Origin of the sequence: Sodalis-like secondary symbiont of Drepanosiphum platanoidis (genome assembly GCF_964059955.1) — a bacterium.
Taxonomy (GTDB): Bacteria; Pseudomonadota; Gammaproteobacteria; order Enterobacterales; family Enterobacteriaceae.
The window spans coordinates 250,710-273,924 of the sequence record NZ_OZ060924.1; the positions used below are offsets into that span (position 1 = coordinate 250,710).

Annotated in this window: 17 protein-coding genes, 1 tRNA gene and 1 pseudogene; 4 read left to right on the forward strand and 15 right to left on the reverse strand. The window is 20.1% G+C overall.

Annotation, left to right across the window (positions count from 1 at the left end; genetic code table 11):
* Positions 1-14 precede the first annotated feature (14 nt).
* The 8 genes from greA to thrS form a co-directional block, all read right to left on the reverse strand.
* A complete protein-coding gene (gene greA, locus AB4W47_RS01035; protein ID WP_367670437.1) occupies positions 15-515 on the reverse strand; it encodes a transcription elongation factor GreA in 501 nt (166 codons plus the stop codon).
* Positions 516-760: 245 nt separating this feature from the next.
* A complete protein-coding gene (locus AB4W47_RS01040) occupies positions 761-1,057 on the reverse strand; it encodes an integration host factor subunit alpha (protein ID WP_367670438.1) in 297 nt (98 codons plus the stop codon).
* Positions 1,058-1,060: 3 nt separating this feature from the next.
* The gene (gene pheT, locus AB4W47_RS01045) at positions 1,061-3,451 is read right to left on the reverse strand and encodes a phenylalanine--tRNA ligase subunit beta (RefSeq protein ID WP_367670439.1); all 2,391 of its coding nucleotides are present in this window, start codon (positions 3,449-3,451) and stop codon (positions 1,061-1,063) included.
* Positions 3,452-3,465: 14 nt separating this feature from the next.
* Entirely contained in the window at positions 3,466-4,446 is a 981-nt protein-coding gene (pheS, locus tag AB4W47_RS01050; protein ID WP_367670440.1) for a phenylalanine--tRNA ligase subunit alpha, read from the reverse strand.
* A gap of 93 nt (positions 4,447-4,539) precedes the next feature.
* Complete coding sequence (gene rplT / locus AB4W47_RS01055; protein ID WP_367670441.1) at positions 4,540-4,890, reverse strand: 50S ribosomal protein L20; 351 nt, start codon at positions 4,888-4,890, stop codon at positions 4,540-4,542.
* 46 nt (positions 4,891-4,936) lie between these two features.
* Complete coding sequence (gene rpmI / locus AB4W47_RS01060; protein ID WP_367670442.1) at positions 4,937-5,134, reverse strand: 50S ribosomal protein L35; 198 nt, start codon at positions 5,132-5,134, stop codon at positions 4,937-4,939.
* A gap of 123 nt (positions 5,135-5,257) precedes the next feature.
* Positions 5,258-5,800, reverse strand: coding sequence for a translation initiation factor IF-3 (infC, locus tag AB4W47_RS01065; protein ID WP_367670776.1), 543 nt, complete (start codon positions 5,798-5,800; stop codon positions 5,258-5,260).
* Between the two features lie 3 nt (positions 5,801-5,803).
* The gene (thrS, locus tag AB4W47_RS01070) at positions 5,804-7,729 is read right to left on the reverse strand and encodes a threonine--tRNA ligase (RefSeq protein WP_367670443.1); all 1,926 of its coding nucleotides are present in this window, start codon (positions 7,727-7,729) and stop codon (positions 5,804-5,806) included.
* A 363-nt stretch (positions 7,730-8,092) separates the two neighbouring features.
* On the opposite strand from thrS, the gene AB4W47_RS01075 reads away from it, so the two are divergent.
* Positions 8,093-8,182, forward strand: a tRNA-Ser gene (locus tag AB4W47_RS01075).
* Positions 8,183-8,411: 229 nt separating this feature from the next.
* Here AB4W47_RS01075 and rpoC read toward each other — a convergent pair.
* The 7 genes from rpoC to yajC all read right to left on the reverse strand — a co-directional run bounded on the left by rpoC (position 8,412) and on the right by yajC (position 20,176).
* Positions 8,412-12,653 carry a DNA-directed RNA polymerase subunit beta' gene (gene rpoC / locus AB4W47_RS01080; protein WP_367670444.1) on the reverse strand — a complete coding sequence of 1,414 codons (4,242 nt, stop codon included), beginning with the start codon at positions 12,651-12,653 and terminating at the stop codon, positions 8,412-8,414.
* A 75-nt stretch (positions 12,654-12,728) separates the two neighbouring features.
* Positions 12,729-16,757 (reverse strand): DNA-directed RNA polymerase subunit beta, encoded by a 4,029-nt coding sequence (gene rpoB, locus AB4W47_RS01085; RefSeq protein ID WP_367670445.1) that lies wholly within the window; start codon positions 16,755-16,757, stop codon positions 12,729-12,731.
* A gap of 255 nt (positions 16,758-17,012) precedes the next feature.
* Positions 17,013-17,381: a 50S ribosomal protein L7/L12 gene (gene rplL / locus AB4W47_RS01090; protein ID WP_367670446.1), complete on the reverse strand. Its 369-nt coding sequence runs from the start codon at positions 17,379-17,381 to the stop codon at positions 17,013-17,015.
* 131 nt (positions 17,382-17,512) lie between these two features.
* Positions 17,513-18,001, reverse strand: coding sequence for a 50S ribosomal protein L10 (gene rplJ / locus AB4W47_RS01095; protein WP_367670447.1), 489 nt, complete (start codon positions 17,999-18,001; stop codon positions 17,513-17,515).
* 174 nt (positions 18,002-18,175) lie between these two features.
* Complete coding sequence (rplA, locus tag AB4W47_RS01100; protein ID WP_367670448.1) at positions 18,176-18,871, reverse strand: 50S ribosomal protein L1; 696 nt, start codon at positions 18,869-18,871, stop codon at positions 18,176-18,178.
* Between the two features lies 1 nt (position 18,872).
* Positions 18,873-19,301: a 50S ribosomal protein L11 gene (rplK, locus tag AB4W47_RS01105; protein ID WP_367670449.1), complete on the reverse strand. Its 429-nt coding sequence runs from the start codon at positions 19,299-19,301 to the stop codon at positions 18,873-18,875.
* A gap of 536 nt (positions 19,302-19,837) precedes the next feature.
* The gene (yajC, locus tag AB4W47_RS01110; protein WP_367670450.1) at positions 19,838-20,176 is read right to left on the reverse strand and encodes a preprotein translocase subunit YajC; all 339 of its coding nucleotides are present in this window, start codon (positions 20,174-20,176) and stop codon (positions 19,838-19,840) included.
* A gap of 430 nt (positions 20,177-20,606) precedes the next feature.
* On the opposite strand from yajC, the gene AB4W47_RS01115 reads away from it, so the two are divergent.
* The 3 genes and pseudogenes from AB4W47_RS01115 to rpoZ all read left to right on the forward strand — a co-directional run.
* The gene (locus AB4W47_RS01115; protein WP_367670777.1) at positions 20,607-21,965 is read left to right on the forward strand and encodes a Do family serine endopeptidase; all 1,359 of its coding nucleotides are present in this window, start codon (positions 20,607-20,609) and stop codon (positions 21,963-21,965) included.
* Positions 21,966-22,280: 315 nt separating this feature from the next.
* Positions 22,281-22,904 carry a guanylate kinase gene (gene gmk, locus AB4W47_RS01120; protein ID WP_367670451.1) on the forward strand — a complete coding sequence of 208 codons (624 nt, stop codon included), beginning with the start codon at positions 22,281-22,283 and terminating at the stop codon, positions 22,902-22,904.
* A 51-nt stretch (positions 22,905-22,955) separates the two neighbouring features.
* Positions 22,956-23,132, forward strand: a pseudogene (gene rpoZ, locus AB4W47_RS01125) (DNA-directed RNA polymerase subunit omega); the annotation flags it as partial.
* Positions 23,133-23,215: the final 83 nt, after the last annotated feature.

The window sequence follows — 23,215 nt, forward strand, 5'->3', positions numbered from 1 at the left end:
TTTTTAAAAATTTTTTATATATATTTAATATTAATTATTTTATATTTTACTTTTCCTCCTGGAGTATTTATATTTACAATATTTCCTATTTTTTTACCTATTAAACCTCTAGAAATTGGAGTATTAATAGAGATTAATTTTTTTTTTAAATCTGCTTCATCATTTCCAACAATTTTATAAGAATAAACTTTATTATTAAAACAATTTTTAATACTTACAGTAGATCCAAATACAACTTTTCCATTTTTAATAATTTTATTTGTATCAATAATTAAAGCATTATTTAATTTATTTTTAATTTCTTGAATTTTTCCTTCACAAAAACTCTGTTGTTCACGTGCTGAATGATATTCAGAATTTTCTTTTAAATCTCCATATTCTCGTGCTTTTGAAATATCCTTAATAATTTCTGATCTTCGTATATTTATTAAATAATCAAGTTCTTTTTGTAATTTATTAGCTCCATTTAATGTCATTGGTATTTTATTATTAATCTTATTTTTTAAATTAATCATAATTTTATAATCCTTTTTTTATAAACAAATTAAATTTATAAAAATAAATTATATTTATAATAAATATAATAATTTATATTTTATAAATAAAATATTTATTAATTTTTATATATTTAATTTATTAATTTAATTTTTTAAAAAAATATTATTAATTATAATTATTTTTATAAATTTTAAACTTAAAATTTATAAAAATAATTTATATAAAATATTTAAAAGGTCGTTACTTTACGACCTTTTAAAATTTATTTTTTAATTAAATTATTTTCTACTCTATTTTTTAATTTTTGACCAGGATGGAAGGTTACTACTCTTCTAGCAGAAATAGGTATATTTTTTCCAGTTTTAGGATTTCTACCAGGTCTTTCTTTTTTATGTCTTAAATCAAAATTTCCAAATCCTGATAATTTAACTTGTTCTCCATTTTCTAAAGAACGACGTATTTCTTCAAAAAATGTTTCAACTATTCTTTTAGAATTTTTTTTATTTAGTTTTATTTTTTTAAATAAATATTCTGAAATTTCAGATTTAGTAAGTGTCATATTTTAATCTCTCAAAAATACTTGAAATTTTTTTTTCAATATAGATATATATTTATTAATAATTAAAGTGATTTCATTTTCTTTTAAAGTATGAGTATAACTTTGTAATATAAAGCTAATAGAAAAACTTTTAAATCCATTTTTTATATTTTTTCCTCTATATATATCAAATAAATTTATATCAATTAATTTATTTTCATTTATTTTTTTACATTCATTAATTATTTCTGATGCAGAAATATTTTCTTTTAAAATAATAGAAATATCACGTCTATTATAAGGAAAACGAGATATATTACTTAATTTTGTTATTTGTTTTTTAAAGAATTTTTTCCATATAAATTCAAATACAAATATATTATTATTTAAATCAAATTTTTTTTCTAAAAATGGATGAATCATACCTATATATCCAATTAATTTATTTTTAAAATAAATTTTTGCACTTTTCTTTGGATGTAAAAATGAATATGTTGTTTTTTTTAATTCTATATTTTCTAATATACCTATTAATTGAAAAATATCTTCTAAATCTCCTTTTATATCATAAAAATCTATAAAATTATTTGGTAAATCCCAATGTTCATTAAATCTTTCTCCAAAAATTATTCCAGATAACATTAAATCTTCTTGTACTTTTAATTTTTTTTTTAAATTTGGTATAAATCTTAATCCACTTTCAAATAAACGTATATTTTTTTGTTGTCTTTTATAATTATATATTAAAGTATTAATTAAACCAGTTAATAATGATACACGCATTACTGACATTTCTTTAGAAATTGGATTTAATATAGAACAAGATTTTATTTTTGGATGTAATAAATTTTGTATCTTTGGATTTACAAAACTATATGTAATAATTTCTTGATATCCTCTATTTATAAGTAAATTTTTAACTTGTAAAAGAGAATTATTTTCTTTAGGAATATAAGAATAATTTAATAATTTTTTTATTTTAATTTTAGATATATTATCATATCCATATATTCTTGCAATATCTTCTATTAAATCTTCTTTTATTTTTATATCAAAACGCCATTTAGGAATTTTTACTTTCCATTCAGAATTTATTTTTTTTATTTTATATCCAAGATTATTTAATATTTCTTTTATTTTTTTATTAGGAATATAATATCCTAAAACATTATATAAATTTTTTCTATTAAATTTTATAAAAAATTCTTTTTTAAAAAAAGATTTATTTTTAATATTAATAATAGGTCCTGGTTCTCCTCCACATATTTTAATAAATAAATCTGTAATATGTTCTATTGCATAAATTTGAATAGAAGGATCTATTCCTTTTATATATCTATCTAATGTAGGACTATTTTTTAATTTATATTGATTGAAATTTTTTAAAATATATTTTGGATTAAAAAAAGCTGATGTTATTAATAAATCATATATTGAGCAATTTTTATTTAATTTTAAATTATTAGAAATACCTGCAATTGTTAGTATTTTTTTATTATCTGATATTACTAATGTATTTGAAGATTTAATAATTATTTTTTTTTTATTAAAAATAAATTTTTCATTTTTTTTTGCCATTCTAATAATTAATTTTTTATTAATAAAATTTTTAAAAAAAATTTGGATTGGTTGTCCTAATTCTAAAAGAACATAATTAGTAATATTATTTATTAAATTATTAGAATATAAATCAGATCTTCTTAATTTTTCTTTCATCCATAATGGAGTATTAACTTTTAAATTAACATTATTAATAATTCTCCCTGTATAATTAGGACAAGCTTCTAAAGCTTTTATTTTAATTTTTATTTTATCATTATTTTTTTTTAATATAATTTTTTTTTTATAATTAATAATAGAACAATTATTAATTGCTGATAATTCTCTTGCTATTCCTAATAAACTTAAAGTATCACTACGATTATGAGGAGTATTAATTTTTAATATATAATCATTAAGTTTAAAATACTTATAAAAATCATATCCAATAGGAGAATTATTTGGTAACTCTATTAAAATATTAGAATATTCATATATTCCAATATCAAAAAAAGAACATAAAATTCCTTCTGATATATAATTTTTATTATAAAAAGTTTTTATAATTTTTCCAGATGGAAGAATTGCACCTGATTTCGCTACTACAACATAAGTATTTTTTTTACAAAAAAAATTAGATATAATATTGATTATATTTTTAGATGCAATATCTATATTAATAATATATTTATTTTTAATATCTTTATTTTTAATACAATTTATTACTTTACCAATAACAATTTTTTTAAAATTAATTGAAACTGGTTTAATACTTTCAACTTCTAATCCAGCATTTATTGTTAATTGATTAATTAAAGTTTTTCTATCTATTTTAATTTTTATAAATTCTCTTAACCAAAATTCACTAAATTTCATTTAAAATATCATTTTTAAAATTGTTTTAAAAAACGCAAATCATTTTCAAAAAATATTCTTAAGTCAGATATTCCATAACGTAACATAGTTAATCTTTCAATACCAATTCCAAAGGCAAATCCAGAATATTTATTTGTATTAATTTTTGCATTATATAATATATCAGGATGTACCATACCACATCCTAATATTTCTATCCATTTATTTTGTTTATTTAAAATATCTATTTCTAAAGATGGTTCTGTAAATGGAAAATAAGATGATCTAAAACGTAATTTTACTTTTTTTTCAAAAAAATAATCTAAAAAACTTTTTAAAATATTTTTTAAATCTATTATATTTATATTTTTATCAACATTTAATCCTTCTATTTGATGAAACATAGGTGTATGATTTTTATCATAATCTTTACGATAAACCTTACCATAAGAAATAATACGAATTGGTATATTTTTATTTTTTAAAATATGAATCTGAATACTAGAAGTTTGTGTACGAAGTAATCTATTTTTATCAAACCAAAAAGTATCATTTATATTACGTGCTGGATGATCAGATAATATATTTAAAGCATCAAAATTATGATAACTATCTTCTATTTCAGATCCATTTATACTAATAAAACCAAATTTATTAAAAAAATCCTCAATACAATTAATAGTTTGAGTTATAGGATGTAAATTTCCATGAAATAATTTACTACGACCAGGAAGAGATATATCTATTTTTTTATTAATTTCTAATTTTAATAATTTTTTTTCTAAAAAGTTTTGACGTTTTTTTAATTTTTTTTTAATTATTTTTATAGATTTATTAAATTTTTTTCCTAAAATTATTTTTTTTTCTTTAGAAAAATATTTAAAATTTTTCATATATTTATTTAATTCACTTTTTTTTCCAAAAAGTTTAATTTTTAAATTTTTTATTTGACTTATATCTTGACAATTTTTTATATTTTTTTTTGATTTAATAATAATCTTATCAAGATAAAGCATTTTTTACCTCTTTTTTTTATTTTTAAAAAATTAAATATTTTTAAAAATTTTAATAAAATTATTTAATATTTTAAATTAAAATAAATATATATATTATATAAATTTTATTTTATTTGATATTTTATTAAATGTATCTTTATCAAAAATTGCAATATCAGATAAAATTTTTCTATTAATTAAAATAGAAGATTTTTTTAATCCATAAATCAATTTACTATAAGATAATCCATTTTGTCTAGCAGCTGCATTAATACGAGTAATCCATAATGAACGAAAATTTCTTTTTTTTTGTTTACGATCACGATAAGAATATTGCCCTGCCTTTATAACAGCTTGATAAGCTATTTTATATGCACGAGAACGTGCACCATAATAACCCTTTGCTTTTTTTAAAATTTTTTTATGACGTGCATGAGCAATAACTCCACGTTTAACACGCGCCATATATTCTCCTAAATTTAACAATATTTAATTAATTATTTTATATACCTTACAAATAAGGTAAACAACGAAAAATTATTTTTTTATCTTTTTTTGAAACTAAAGATTTAGAACGAAGATGACGTTTACGTTTAGTAGATTTTTTAGTAAGAATATGACGCATATTAGAATTTTTTTTCTTTAAAAGACCAGAAGAAGTTTTTTTAAATCTTTTATTAGAACTTTTAATAGTTTTTATTTTTGGCATAAATTAATTCCTAATATTTAAATAATGAATTTTATTTGTATAAAAATTAATATGTTTTATATTAATTATTTAATTAAGTTATTTTTTTAATTTTAAAATATTATTAATTAATTTATTTAATTTTTAATAATTTTTTTTTGGTGAAAGTATCATAGTAGCTTGACGTCCTTCAACTTTATTAGGAAAAAATTCTATTATTGATATTTTAATTAAATCTTCTTTAACACGATTTAATACTTGTATACCTAATTTTTGATGAGCCATTTCTCTTCCTCTAAATCTAAGAGTAATTTTTACTTTATTACCATCTTTAAGAAATTTAATTAAACTTTTTAACTTAATATTATAATCATTTTTATCTGTATTAGGTCTAAATTTTATTTCTTTAATTTGTATTTTTTTTTGTTTCTTTTTTTGATCTTTAGCAGCTTTTCTTTTTTTATATAAAAATTTTCCATAATCCATTATCTTACATACTGGAGGTTCAGCATTTGGACTTATTTCTACTAAATCTGCTTCTAATTTTTCTGAAATTTTTAAAGCTTGAATTAAACTCATAATTCCAAGCTGTTCATTTTTTATACCAGTTAATCGAATTTTTTTAGCTAAAATTTCTTTATTAATTCGATAAAAATTTATTATTTGATTTTTTTTTCCGACTTTAATATTTTATTCCCCCTTATTAAAAATATTTTTTTTTACAATATCTTTTTTAATATCTTTTATAGCTTGAATTAAACTTATATTATTTAAATTTTTTCCATATCTTGTTCTAAGAGATACTGTATTATTTTTTACTTCTTTATCTCCACAAATAATTATATATGGTATTTTAGATAAAATATGTTCACGAATTTTAAATCCTATTTTTTCATTTCTTAAATCTTTTTTAACTCGTATTCCTTCTAAAGATATTATTTTTTTTATTTTTTTAATATAACTTTCTTGATTATAAGTAATATTAATTAATATTACTTGTATTGGTGATAACCAAGTAGGATAATTTCCTATATATTCTTCTGTTATTATTCCTATAAATCTTTCAATAGATCCTAAAATAGCTCTATGTATTATAATAGGAAATTTTTTTTCATTTTTTTCATTAATATATGTAGCATTTAATCTTATTGAAAGAAAAAAATCAAGTTGAATTGTACCACATTGCCACAATCTATTTAAAGAATCTAATAAAGTAAATTCAATCTTAGGACCATAAAATGCACCATTACCATATTCATATGTAAATTTAATATTATTATTTTTAAGAACATTTTCTAAATCTTTTTCTGCACTTTTCCAAATTTCATCACTTCCAATATATTTTTTTGGTTTAGTAGAAAATTTTACTAAAATTTTTTTAAAACCAAATATTTTATATATATCATATGTCATATTTATACACTTTTTTATTTCATTATATACTTGTTTTTTTGTACAAAAAATATGAGCATCATCTTGTGTAAATTCTTTTAATCTCATTAATCCATGTAAAGAACCTGATGGTTCTTTACGATGACATATACCAAATTCTGCTATACGAAAAGGAAGATTTTTATAAGATTTTATTCCTATTTTAAATATTTGAATATGTCCTGGACAATTCATTGGTTTAATACAATATTCAATATTTTCTGATGAAATAGAAAACATTTTATCAGAAAAATTTTTCCAATGCCCAGTTTTTTTCCATAAAGATTTATTCATCATAAATGGAGTTTTAACTTCTTTATAATTATATTTTTTTAATTTTTTTCTTATAAATTTTTTTAATTCTTTAAAAATTATAAAACCATTTTTATTCCAAAAAACCATTCCAGGTAAATTTTCTTGGATATCATATAAATTAAGTTGTTTATTAATTTTTCTATGATCACGTTTTAATATTTCTTTAAAAGAATTTAAATAATTATCTAATTCTTTTTTATTTCTCCAAGAAGTTATATATATTCTTTGTAATATGCAATTATTATTAATATTTTTATCTAAAAAAGAAATTTTAATTAATTTAAAATATTTACAAAAATTTATATTTGATACATGAGGTATATTAGAAATATTTAAATAATTTTTATAATAATAAATATTTAAAAATTTATTTTTATTTATTTTTTTATTTAAAAAATATTTTTTAAATTTTTCATCTTTTTTATTAAAAATCTTAAATGCTTCTTTTATATTAATTTTTTTTTTTAAAATTTTATAATTTTTATAAATTAATTTATTTATAAAATTTTCTATTTTATTAAAATCATTTTTTTTTAAAAAAAAATTTAATTCTATGTCAAAATAAAAACCATAATCAATTATATTATTTGATATTATATTTATAGAAGGCCAAATTTTTTTTATTGCATATTCAAATAAATATATACAAGAATTTCGTATAATTTTTATACTTTCTGTATTTTTAATTGTAATAAATTCTATCTTTGAATCTTGATCAACTAAATCTATCATATCTACTAATTTACCATTAATATATCCTGCAATATATAATTGTTTTTTATTTGGATAAATTTTACTTGCTATATCATATAAAGATATAGAATTTTTAAAAAAATAATTTTTATTATTTTTTAAAGTAATTAATGGCATAATATTTCTTTTTATAAAAAAATTTATTACATAATAAGTATTATATAATTATAATTAATATTATTAATATGTTTATATATAAAAATATTTATTTAAATAAATTTTAATAAAATTAAAAATTAATTATTTTAAATAAATATAAAATTTATTTATAATAATGAAATTATTTTATTTATTTTTATTAATTTTATTAAAATTTTTAATTAATTTATATAAATTATAAATAATATTTATTATTATATAAAATATTTTTTTTTGCAATAAATTTATTAAATATAAATAAAATAAATTATATAAAATTTATTATTTTATTATTAATAATTTAAATATAAAATTTTTAAAATATTTAAAATAATTTTTTAAAGAGAAGTGCCGGAGAGGTTTAACGGAACGATTTCGAAAATCGTTAAGGAAATTATATTTTCTTCCAGGGTTCAAATCCCTGCTTCTCTGTTATATAATTTATTTTAAAATGTTATATAAATATATAAAAATTATTTTTTAAATAAATATATTTTATGTAAAATATATTTATTTAAAAAATTTTTATTTAATATTTATATTGTATAAATATAATTTTTAAATTTTATTAAAATATAAATATAACAATATTCTTATTATAATAATATTGTTATATTTTTTTATGTAAAATATTAAAATAAATTATATATATTTTAAATATTTATTTTTTATTAATATCTTTATAAAAATTTGAATTTAATAACTCAGATAAATTTGCTGAAGCTTCATCAACTGTAATATTTGTATTTATTTTGTTTGGAATAATAGAAGATTTTATTTTTTTTCTTTTTTTTATTCTTGATTTATGATAAGAATAACCAGTTCCTGCAGGAATTAATCTTCCAATAATTACATTTTCTTTTAATCCTCTAAGCTTATCACGTTTACCAGCTACAGAAGATTCTGTTAATACTCTAGTTGTTTCTTGAAAAGATGCAGCAGATATAAATGATTCAGTGGCTAAAGAAGCCTTTGTAATTCCTAATAAATCACGATTATATATTATTTTATTTTTAGATTCTTTTATAAGAATTTTATTTACTAATTTTATATTAGAGTATTCTACTTGTTCTCCTTTTAAAAATAAAGAATCACCTGGTTCTATAATAGTAGCTTTTCTTAACATTTGTCTTATTATAACTTCAATATGTTTATCATTTATTTTAACTCCTTGTAATCTATAAACTTCTTGTACTTCATTAACAATATATTGAGTTACTGCATGTACTCCTCTTAATCTAAGTATATCATATGAAGATTCTGGACCATCAGAAATAATATCTCCTTTTTCTACTTTTTCTCCTTCAAAAACATTTAAATGTCTCCATTTAGGAACCATTTCTTCATGTGATTTATCAGAATTTAAAGATGAAATTATTAAACGTCTTTTACCTTTTGTTTCCTTTCCAAATGAAATTATTCCAGATATTTCAGATAAAATAGCAGGTTCTTTGGGACGTCTAGCCTCAAAAAGATCTGCAACTCTAGGTAATCCACCAGTAATATCTTTAGTTCCACTTGTTTCTTGAGGTAATCTAGCTAATGTATCTCCTGTTGTTATTTGTGTTTTATTTTCTATATGAACAATTGCTCTACCAGGTAAAAAATATTGAGCTGGTATATCAGTTCCTGGAATTAAAACTTCTTTATTATTTATATCAATAATTTTTAAAGCAGGTCTTAAATCTTTTCCAATTCCAGTACGTTCTGCTGTATCTAATATAACTATAGAAGATACTCCAGTTAATTCATCAGTTTGTCTAATAATAGTTTGTCCATCAATCATATCTATAAAGCTAACAAATCCATTAACTTCTGTAATAATAGGAACAGTATGAGGATCCCAATTTGCAACAGTTTCTCCACTTATAACACTATCTTCATTTTTTTTATCCATTAAAGCACCATATGGTACTTTATAACTTTCTTTAATTCTTCCAAATATATCTACAATTTGTAATTCAGTATTACGAGAAGTAATAACTATTTTTTTATTAAAATTTGTAACAAATTTAGAATTAATTAATCTAATTTTACCTGTATTTTTTACTTGAATTCTTGATTCAGATGCTGATCTTGACGCAGCTCCTCCTATATGAAAAGTACGCATTGTAAGTTGTGTACCTGGTTCACCAATTGATTGAGCAGCAATAACACCTATTGCTTCTCCTTTATTTATTATATGCCCTCTAGCTAAATCTCTACCATAACAATTAGCACATACTCCAAAATCTGAATCACAAGTTACAACAGATCTAACTTTAATACAATCTATAGAATTTTTTTCTAAAATATTACAATATTTTTCATTTAAAAGAGTATTTCTTTTTAAAAGAAAATCAGAAGTTCCTGGTTTATAAATATCTTCTGCTAAAACTCTTCCAAGAACTCTATCACGTAGAGTATCTTTAACATCTTTTCCTTCAATAATAGGAGTCATTGTTATACCTAACAATGTTCCACAATCATTTTCTGTTACAACTAAATCTTGTGCTACATCAACTAATCTTCTTGTTAAATAACCTGAATTAGCAGTTTTTAATGCTGTATCAGCTAGTCCTTTTCTTGCACCATGTGTTGAAATAAAATATTGTAATACATTTAAACCTTCACGAAAATTTGCAGTTATTGGAGTTTCAATAATAGATCCATCTGGTTTTGCCATTAAACCTCTCATACCAGCTAATTGTCTTATTTGTGCTGCAGAACCTCTAGCACCTGAATCAGCCATCATAAATATACTATTAAAAGATGTTTGAGATCTTTTTTTATTAAATCTATCTAAAACTTTTATTGTAGATAAATTATTCATCATAGCCCGTGCAATTTTTTCATTTGCTGAAGCCCATATATCTATAACTTTGTTATATCTTTCACCAGCAGTTACAAGACCAGATTGAAATTGTTTTTGAATTTCTGAAACTTCTTTTTCTGTTTTATTAATAATATCAAATTTTTCATCTGGTATTACCATATCATCTATACCAACAGAAGCTCCAGAACGAGCTGCATATGAAAATCCAGTATACATAATTTGATCAGCAAATAAAACTGTTGGTTGTAGTCCAAGAACTCTATAACATGTATTTATCATATGAGATATATCTTTTTTACCTAATGATTTATTTAAAATAGAAAAAGATAAACCTTTAGGAACAATCATCCATAAAATAGATCTTCCAATTGTTGTATCTATTATATATTTTTTTTCTAAAAAATTTTTTTTATCTATTTTTTTATATTCAATAATACGAACTTTAACACGAGCATGTAATTCAGCAATTCCAGAACGATATACTCTTTCTGCTTCTTTTGGTCCAGTTAAAATCATACCTTCACCACGTGCATTTATTTTATCTCGTGTCATATAATAAATACCAAGAACAACATCTTGAGATGGAACAATAATAGGTTCTCCATTTGCAGGAGATAAAATATTATTAGTAGACATCATTAAAGCTCTAGCTTCTAATTGAGCTTCAAGAGTTAATGGAATATGAACAGCCATTTGATCTCCATCAAAATCAGCATTATATGCAGCACAAACTAAAGGATGTAATTGAATTGCTTTTCCTTCAATTAAAACAGGTTCAAAAGCTTGTATTCCTAATCTATGTAATGTAGGTGCTCTATTTAACATAATAGGATGTTCATGAATTACTTCATCTAATATATCCCATACAACAGATTCTTCTCTTTCTACCATTTTTTTAGCTGCTTTTATTGTAGTAGCAAATTTTTTTTCTTCTAATTTTCCATAAATAAATGGTTTAAATAATTCAAGAGCCATTTGTTTTGGAAGTCCACATTGATGTAAGTGAAGATATGGTCCAACAGTAATAACAGATCTTCCAGAATAATCTACACGTTTACCTAAAAGATTTTGACGAAAACGACCTTGTTTTCCTTTTATCATATCTGCTAATGATTTTAAAGGTCTTTTATTAGATCCTATTATTGCTCTTCCTCTTCTTCCATTATCTAATAATGCATCTACTGCTTCTTGTAACATTCTTTTTTCATTACGAATTATAATATCTGGAGCAGATAAATCTAATAAACGTTTTAATCTATTATTTCTATTAATAACTCTACGATATAAATCATTTAAATCTGAAGTTGCAAATCTTCCTCCATCTAATGGAACTAATGGTCTAAGATCAGGTGGTAATACAGGTAATACTGTTAAAATCATCCATTCAGGTTTATTATTACTCTTAAGAAAAGATTCTAATAATTTAATTCTTTTTGTAAATTTTTTTCTTTTAGTTTCAGAATTTATTTCTTTAAGTTCTTCACGTAATTGTTTACATTTTATTTTAATATTTATATTTTTTAATAAACTTTGAATTCCTTCAGCACCCATTTTTGCATTAAATTCATCTCCAAATTCTTCTAATGCATCTAAATATTGTTCTTCAGTTAAAATTTGACATTTTTCTAAATTAGTCATTCCAGCTTCAATAACTACATATGATTCAAAATATAAAACACGTTCTATATCTCTTAAAGGCATATCTAATAATAAACCTATTCGAGATGGTAAGGATTTTAAAAACCAAATATGTGCAGTAGGAGAAGATAATTCAATATGTCCCATTCTTTCTCTTCTAACTTTAGTTTGAGTTACTTCTACACCACATTTTTCACAAACAACTCCTCTATGTTTAAGTCTTTTATATTTTCCACATAAACATTCATAATCTTTAATAGGTCCAAAAATACGTGCACAAAATAATCCATCTCTTTCTGGTTTAAAAGTACGATAATTAATTGTTTCTGGTTTTTTAACTTCACCAAAAGACCAAGATCTGATCATATCTGGAGAAGCTAAAGATATCTTAATTGAATTAAATTCTTCAATTTTATTTTGAATTTTTAATAATTTAATTAAATCTTTCACTAAGGATCTCCTGTCGGAGTAAAACTAAAATAATTTTAAATTAATAAAAATACTTTATAAGTTTTTTTAAAAAAATTAATTTTCTTCTAAATCTATATTAATTCCAAGAGATCTAATTTCTTTTAACAATACATTAAAAGATTCAGGTATACCAGGTTCCATAGTATGGTTACCATCTACAATATTTTTATACATTTTTGTACGACCATTAACATCATCTGATTTTACAGTTAACATTTCTTGTAAAGTATATGCTGCTCCATAAGCTTCTAAAGCCCAAACTTCCATTTCTCCAAAACGTTGTCCACCAAATTGTGCTTTTCCACCTAAGGGTTGTTGAGTGACTAAACTATAAGATCCAGTAGATCTTGCATGCATTTTATCATCAACAAGATGATTTAGTTTTAACATATACATATAACCTACAGTTACTTTTCTTTCAAATTTTTCTCCAGTTCTTCCATCAAATAAAGTTATTTGTCCAGAAGTAGGTAAATCAGCTAAATCTAACATTTTTTTTATTTCATCTTCTTTAGCTCCATCAAATACTGGAGTAGCCATAGGCATTCCATTTTTTAAATTTTTTGCTAAACATATTAAATCATGTTCAGAAAAATCTTTAAGATCAACTTTTTTTCTTATATTATTTCCTAGATTATAAGCATTTTGTATAAAATTTTTTATTTCTTTAATTGTTTCATTCTTTTTTATCATATTATTAATTTTATCGCCAATTCCTTTAGCAGCCATACCTAAATGAGTTTCTAAAATTTGACCTATATTCATCCTAGATGGAACACCTAATGGATTTAAAACCATGTCAACAGGATTACCATCTTTATCATATGGCATATCTTCAATAGGATTTATTTTAGATATAACTCCTTTGTTTCCATGTCTTCCAGCCATTTTATCTCCTGGTTGTATTTGTCTTTTTACTGCTAAATAAACCTTAACTATTTTTAATACACCAGGGGCAAGATCATCTCCTTGTATAATTTTTTTACGTTTTTTTTCTAATTTTTTTTCAAAAAATTTTTTTAATTCATTATATTGAAAAACTAAAATTTTTAATTTATTTTTATTTAATTTAGTTTTTAAAGAAAATTCTAAAAATTCTTTACGAGTTAATTTATTAATTAAACTATTTTCTATTCCATTAGATAATAAAATTTTATAAATTCTTTTAAATATACTTTCTTCTAATATTTTTAATTCTTCAGTAAAATCTTTTTTAATTTGATTTAATTGTAATTCTTCAATTTCTAATGTTCTTTTATCTTTTTTTACTCCATCTCTAATAAAAATTTGAACATCTAATATTGTACCAGAAACTCCATTTGGAACTCTAAGTGAAGAATCTTTTACATCAGAAGCTTTTTCTCCAAAAATAGCTCTAAGTAATTTTTCTTCTGGTGTTAATTGTGTTTCTCCTTTTGGTGTAGCTTTTCCTACTAATATATCTCCACCATTAACTTCTGCTCCAATATAAACAATACCAGATTCATCTAATTTAGAAAGAGCTGATTCTCCAACATTTGGTATATCTGATGTAATTTCTTCTTGTCCAAGTTTTGTATCACGAGCGATACATGAAAGTTCTTGAATATGAATACTAGTAAAACGATCTTTATGAATTACACGTTCAGAAACAAGCATAGAATCTTCAAAGTTATATCCATTCCATGGCATAAATGCAATACGCATATTTTGTCCAAGAGCTAATTCTCCTAAATCAGTAGATGGACCGTCAGCTAAAACATCTCCTTTTCTAATAAAATCTTTTATAGAAACACATGGTATTTGATTAATACATGTATTTTGATTAGATCTTGCATATTTTGTTAAATTATATATATCAATACTAGATTCTCCATAAAAAAATTCTTCTTGATTAACATCAATTACAATTCTAGATGAATCTACATATTGTACTTTTCCACCTCTTTTAGCAATAATAGTTACTCCAGAATCTATTGCAACAGATCTTTCCATTCCTGTACCAACAAGTGGTTTTTCAGATTTAAGTGTAGGAACTGCTTGACGTTGCATATTAGCTCCCATTAAAGCACGATTAGCATCATCATGTTCTAAAAATGGAATTAATGATGCACCAACAGAAACTATTTGTTGAGTAGAAACATCCATATAATTAACTTTTTCTTTACTAAAAAGACTTGATTCATCTTTATAACGACATGTAACAAAATTATCAACAAAATTACCTAATGCATCTATTTTTGTATTTGCTTGAGCAATAATAAAATTTCCTTCTTCAATTGCTGATAAATAATGAATTTCATTTGTTACTTTTAAATCTTTAACACATCTATATGGTGTTTCTAAAAAACCATATTTATTAGTTTGAGCATATACTGATAATGAATTAATTAATCCAATATTTGGTCCTTCTGGTGTTTCTATAGGACAAACTCTTCCATAATGAGTAGGATGAACATCTCGTACTTCAAATCCTGCTCGTTCTCTTGTTAAACCACCAGGACCTAAAGCAGAAATTCTTCTTTTATGAGTAATTTCAGATAATGGATTATTTTGATCCATAAATTGTGATAATTGACTAGATCCAAAGAATTCTTTTATTATTGAAGAAATAGGTTTTGCATTAATAACATCTTGTGGCATAAAGTTATCTATATCACCTAAAGATAATCTTTCTCTTACTGATCTTTCTACTCTTATTAATCCAATTCTAAATTGGTTTTCTACCATTTCTCCAACAGATTTTATTCTTCTGTTTCCAAGATGATCTATATCATCTATTTCTCCTTTTCCATTTCTAATATCAATTAATCTTTTCATTACATCAATAATATCTTTTTTATTTAAAATTCCAGATCCATCAATTTTTTTTCTTAAAAGAGCTCTATTAAATTTCATTCGACCTACTGGGGATAAATCATACCTATCTTCTGAAAAAAATAAATTTAAAAATAAATTTTCTGCTGCTTCTTTTGTTGGAGGTTCTCCAGGACGCATCATTCTATATATTTCTATTAATGCATCTGTTTTATTTTTTGTAGTATCAATTTTTAATGTATCTGATATATAAGATCCATTATCTAAATCATTTGTAAATATAGTTTCAATTGATTTATGTCCAGATGAAATTAATTTATCTATATATTCTAAATTTAATTTTGTATTTGAAAAAATAATAATCTCTCCAGTATTTGGATCAAAATAATCTTTTGATACTACTTTTCCAAAAATATATTCTAAAGGAACATTAATATTTTTTACAGAATTTTTTTTAATTAATTTAATATGACGAGCTGTTATTCTTCTTCCTTTTTCTACATACGTTATTCCATTAGATTTTATATCAAATAATGCTGTTTCACCTCTTAATCTTTCTGGTACTAATTCCATACATAATAATTTATTATTAATTTTATAAGTTACAATTTCAAAAAAAATTTGTAAAATATTTGTTGTATCATAATTTAATGCACGTAATAAAATAGTTGCTGGTAATTTTCTTCTTCTATCTATTCTAACAAATAAATTATCTTTTGGATCAAATTCAAAATCTATCCATGATCCTCTATATGGTATAATTCTAGCATTATATAAAATTTTACCTGAAGAATGAGTTTTACCTTTATCACTATCAAAAAATACACCCGGACTTCTATGAAGTTGTGAAACTACTACTCTTTCAGTTCCATTAATAATAAAAGTTCCATTATTTGTCATTAATGGAATTTCTCCCATATATACTTCTTGTTCTTTAATATCTTTAACTGTTCCTTCAGAAGATTCACGTTCATAAATTATTAAACGTAATTTAACACGTAAAGGAGATGAATATGTAGCACCTCTAATTTGACATTCTTTAACATTAAATACAGATTCACTTAAATTATAATTAACATATTGTAATTCACAATTACCATTATAACTTAATATTGGAAATACTGATCTAAAAGCAGATTCTAATCCATGATGTCCTTTTGAATCAGGTTTAATAAACTTTTGAAACGAATTTATTTGAATAGATAAAAGATATGGAATATCTAAAATTTGTGGTAATTTTCCAAAATCTTTACGAATACGTTTTTTTTCAGTATATGAATAAACCATAAAATTCCTAAACTAATTTAAAAGTTGATATATTTTATTTTTTTTAAAAAATATATACAATATAATTTCCTTTATTTTAAAATAGTGAATAATATAATAAATATTTTTTTTAAATAAATAAAATATTTAAAATATATAATTTTTAAAGTTTATTTATATTTTTAATATAAATAAACTTTATTTTATTATATATTATATCAAAAAGGCCGATGATTATAAATCATCAGCCATTATTAAATAATAAATTCTTTAATTTTATTTAATTTCAACAGAAGCTCCTGCTTCTTCTAAAGATTTTTTTAAATTATTTGCATCTTCTTTATTTATTCCACTTTTTAATGATATAGGTGCTGATTCTACTAAATCTTTTGATTCTTTTAATCCTAAACCAAGACAACTTCGTACAGATTTAATAACTGATATTTTATTATTTCCAATATTAGTTAATAATACTTCAAATTCAGTTTTTTCTTCAATTTTTTTAGAAGATTCAGAATTTATTGTAGGTATAATATTTGAAGAAACTCCAAATTTTTTTTCTATCATAGAAACTAATTCAGATATGTCTGAAATAGACATTTTAGATATTGTATCAATAATCTGTTGTTTAGTAATAGATGTCATAAAATATTCCTAAAATTCACATTTTAGATAAAATTTATATTTAAAATATATAAATAATTAATTATTAATTATAAAATATATATTATGAATATAAATTATTAGTCCATATGAATATAAAATAAAATTTTTTATTAATTTATGTTTGTAATAGAAGAGAGTGATCGAATAAGTTTTCCAGTAGATGCATCTTTAATAGACCATATAAATTTTATTAATGCTTCTTCTTGAGTAGGAAGATTTACTAAATAACTAATTTTAGATGAAGATATAAATTTGCCTTTAAATGATGCTCCTTTAATTTTAAATTTTTTGTTATTTTCTGAAAATTCTTTTAAAATTCTTGCTGCTGATCCTGGATGAATATTAGAAAATGCAATTATAGATTGTCCTTTACAAGATTTTTTTAAAGATTTAAATTGAGTATTTTTAATAATTTTAATTATAAGAGTATTTTTTATTACATATAAATTAACATTATTTTTTCTAGCTTTTTTTCTTAAATTTGTCATTTCTATTGAAGAAATGCCACAAAAATTTGCAATAACAGCGGATAATGTGCTTTTGGCTGCTTGTTTTACTTCAGAAACAATATTTTTTTTGTCTTGAAGGCTTAATGCCATTAGCTTTTTCTCCTAAATAATTTTAGAATTAAAATTCTAAATTTTATTAAGTAACTTAATTATTTAATATAAATTTATATAAAAATAATCTTATTTTATAATAATTTTTTTATAATTATATATTATATTATAATATAAGTCAAATATATAATTATATTATATATATAATATAATTTATATATTTAAACTATTAATATTAATTTTAATACCAACTCCCATTGTTGTAGATATAGTAATTTTTTTTATATATAATCCTTTAATATTTGTTGGTTTATTTTTCTTTATTTCTAAAATTAAACATTCTAAATTTAATTTTAAATCATTATTTAAAAAATTAGATTTTCCAATTATTGTATGTATAATTCCATTTTTATCATTTTTATAATATATTTGACCAGATTTAGCATTTTTTATTGCTTTTTGTATATTATCTGTAACAGTACCAAATTTAGGATTAGGCATTAATCCACGTGGACCTAAAATTTTTCCTAATTTACTAACTATATGCATAACATCAGGAGATGCAATAATTGAATTTACAATAATTTTATTATTTTTAATTTTTTCTGCTAAATCATTTGTTCCTATAAAATCAGCTCCAGCTTTTTTTGCTAATTCTATATTTAATCCTTGAGTAAAAACTGCAATTTTAATTATACGTCCAGTTCCTTTTGGAAGGATAATAGAACCTCTTACATTTTGATCTGATTTTTTTGTATTAATTCCTAAATTAATAGATACATCTATACTTTCAATAAATTTAGCTTTAGCAGTTTTTTTAATAAGAAAAATAGCTTCATTAATATCATATTCTTTTTCAATATTTATTTTTTTTCTAATATTTTTTATTCTTTTATTAAATTTAATCATTTTACTTTCCCACTACAATACCCATAGAATTAGCTGTTCCTATAATAGAATTAATCATTGAATCTATATTTGTACCTGTCATATCATTTTCTTTTAATTTTACAATTTTTTTTAAATCTTCATTATTTATTTTTCCAACTTTTTCTTTTTTAGAATTACTAGATCCTTTCTTTATTCCTGCTGCTTTTTTTAATAAAAAAGAAGCTGGAGGAGTTTTCATAATAAAATCAAAAGATTTATCAGAATATATAGTAATAACTACTGGAATAGGTATACCTTTTTCAAAATCTTTTGTTTTTAAATTAAAAGATTTACAAAATTCCATAATATTAATACCATGTTGTCCTAAAGCAGGACCAATTGGAGGACTAGGATTGGCTAATCCTGAAGAAACCTGAATTTTTACATAGGTTTTTATTTTTTTAGCCATATTATTTCCTTTATTTAAATAAAATATATTATTAATATAATAATATATTTATTATATAATTTAATTAAAAATTAATTAAAATTTTTAATTTTTATAAATTTTAATTGATTTTTTAAAATTTATAAATATTTTTATAAACTTTAATTTAAATTTAATTTTTAATCAAGAATTAAATTTTTAATAAAATTTTTAAAATTAATTAAATTAAAATTTTTTAATTATTATATATATTTTATTTAATTTAAATTAAATAAAATTATTTGTTAATAATATTTTATTATTAATTTTATAATTAATTTATTTTAATTTTTTTTAAAAAATATAAAATTTAATAAAATATTCATATTTTATTAAATATTTAACAATATTAAAATTATTAAAATAATAAAAATTTTTATAAATTAAATATATAAATTTTATTTTAAATATTATTAATTTTTTTTTAAAAATAGTTAAATATATATAATATTTATATAATTTTTTAAAAAATATATTTATAAATTTATAAAATTTTTCTTAAAAATTATTAATTATTTTTAAGAAAATAATTTTTTCATTATACCTTTTGGTAAAATATTAATAATTAAATCATTTTTTATAATTATTTTTGTAGAATCATTAAGTAATATAGCAATATATCCATCATTTCCAATAGATAAAATTTTTCCTACAAAACCTGTATTTATTAATACTTCATCTCCTATTTTTAAAGATTTTATTAATTTAATATGTATTTTATTTTTTTTTTGATGTGGAATAATACTAAAAATATAAAATAATATAATAAATATTGAAAAAATAATTAATAAAAAATATGGATTATCTTGAGATAATGTATTATTTGAAGCCATAGCTTGAGAGAAAAAAAAATTCATTGATAAAACCTATATTTAATGTTTAATGTTATATTATTATTTTTAATAAAAATTTAATTTAAAAAATTTATTAAAATTTTAAAAATTTTTATATATTAATATAACATATAAATTTAATTAAATTAAAATTTAATTTTAAAATAAAAAAATTTTTATTTTAAAATTAAAATTTTAATAAAAATTATTATAAAATAAATATTTATTTATATTTATAAAAATTAATTAATTTGTTAAAATTTTATAAAAAATTTAAAATAAAATTATATTTTTATATATTTATATTTTTTGTATAATTTTTATATTAATAAAATAATATTTTATATTTATAAAAATTATATAAATAATTTAAAAATATAAATTAATTAGTATAAATAAATATTTATTTTTTTAAAAATTTTTATTTAATTTAAAATATAGAGTGAATAATATGATTAAAAAAATTTTAATATCTAAATTATTAATAATTTGTATGTTATTTAGTTTTTTTTCTTTTGGAAAAGAAATAGAACAATTTAATAGTTCTTTTAAATATAAAAAAAGTTTAGCTCCAATGTTAAAAAAAGTTTTACCAACAGTTGTTAGTATTCATATAAAAGGAATGAAATCTATTACAAATTCTTTTTTACCTAAAGAATTTAAATATTTTTTTGGATTAGATATTCCAGGAAATAATAAAGGATTTCATTCATTTCAAGGATTAGGATCTGGAGTTCTTATTGATTCTAATAAAGGATATATTATTACAAATAATCATGTAATACATGATGCAAATAAAATTAAAATTAAATTAAATGATGGAAGAGAATTTAATGCTAAATTAATTGGATATGATAAAAAAATAGATATTGCATTACTTCAAATACCTTGTAATAAGGATTTGACTGAAATTAAATTTGCAGATTCTGATTTATTACATGTAGGAGATTTTGCTGTTGCTGTTGGTAATCCTTTTGGATTAGGACAAACAGCAACAGCTGGAATTATTTCAGCTTTAGGAAGAAGTGGATTAAATATAGAAGGTTTAGAAAATTTTATTCAAACAGATGCTTCTATTAATAGAGGTAATTCAGGTGGAGCATTAGTTAATCTTAATGGTGAACTAATTGGTATTAATACAGCAATTTTAACTCCAGGAGGAGGAAATATAGGAATTGGATTTGCTATTCCAAGTAATATAGTAAAAAATTTAATTCAACAACTTATTACTTTTGGAAAAGTAAAACATGGAAAATTAGGAATAAAAGGAATAGAAATAACTAATGATTTATCAAAAGCAATTGGATTAGAAAATCAAAAAGGTATTTTTGTAAGTGAAGTAATAATTGGTTCATCTGCTGAAAAATCAGGAATTAAATCAGGAGATATAATTTTTTCTTTTGAAGATAAACCTATAGAAAATTTTTCTGAATTACTTATAAAAATTAGTACTACTATGCCTGGAAAATCTATTAAACTTGGGATTTTAAGAAAAGGATATAAAAAAAATATATTTGTAATTTTAAATAAAAATTCTTTTATTTCTCAAGAAATTTCAATTCCAAAATTAGAAGGAGCTAAATTAATTAATGGAAAATCAAATAAAGGAATAGATGGTGTTTTAGTTAAAAATTTAATTAAAAATTCACCAGCTTGGTTTTCAGGATTAAAAAAACATGATTTAATTATTGAATTAAATAATAAAAAAATTAAAAATATTGAAATGTTAAAAAATAATTGTAATAAAAAATTAAAAATAATGGTATTTAAAATTATTAGAAAAAAATCAAATATATTTTTATTTATATCTTAAAAAATAAATAATATATTTTACATTTTTATATAAAAAATAATAAATTATTATATTTATATATAAATATTTATTTTTTATTAATTTTTTATTTTTTTTAAATTTTTATATAAATTTTAATATTTAAATAATTTTTATAAATATGAAAATATTTTATGATATAATTTTTTATAAAATTTTAAATAAATTAATAATTATAATTTATTTTTAAATATAAAATATATTTTTATATATTTACATAAATTAATAATATAATTTTATATAAAAATTTTATAAAATAAATTTTTTAAAAAATTTATATATTAGAAGAAATTTATTATGAACTTAGGAACATTATATATTATATCTGCTCCTAGTGGAGCAGGAAAATCAACTCTTATAAAAAAATTTATTAAAATAAAATCATTATATAAATTTTATTTTTCAGTTTCATATACAACTCGTAATATACGTATAAATGAATTTAATAAAAAACATTATTATTTTATTACAAAAAAAAAATTTCATCAAATGAAATTAAAAAATTATTTTTTAGAATATGAAAAAATTTTTAACAATTATTATGGAACATCTAAAAAAAAAATTAAAAATATGTTAAAAAAAGGTATTGATGTTTTTCTTGATATTAATTGGAAAGGAGCTCAAACTATTAGAAAAAAAATTTCAAATACAAAAAGTATTTTTATACTTCCTCCATCTAAAAATGAATTAGAAAAAAGACTTTATAAAAGAGGAAAAGATAGTAAAAATTCTATAATAGAAAGAATATATAATTCAAAAGAAGAAATAAAACATTATTATGAATATGATTATTTAATCATAAATAAAGATATAAATATTGCTTTACAAGATTTAAAACATATTTATTTTTCTAATAAACTTGAACTAAATAAACAAAAAAAATATTATTCTTCTTTAATTAAAAAATTAATAACAGATTAAATTACAATTTAATTTATTAAATTTATTTATAATTTTTATATGGGAAAATATATGGCTCGTGTTACAGTACAAAATGCTGTAGAAAAAATTGGTAATAGATTTGATTTAGTTTTAGTTGCTGCAAAACGTGCTCGTCAACTTCAGGATAAAAAAAAAGATGCACTTATAGATAAAAAAAATGATAAATATACAATTATAGCATTAAAAGAAATAGAAAAAGGATTTATAAAAAAATAAATAATATTTATATTTTTTTATATAAAAAATCTATATATTATTTAAATTATTTTAATATATAAAATATTAAATAT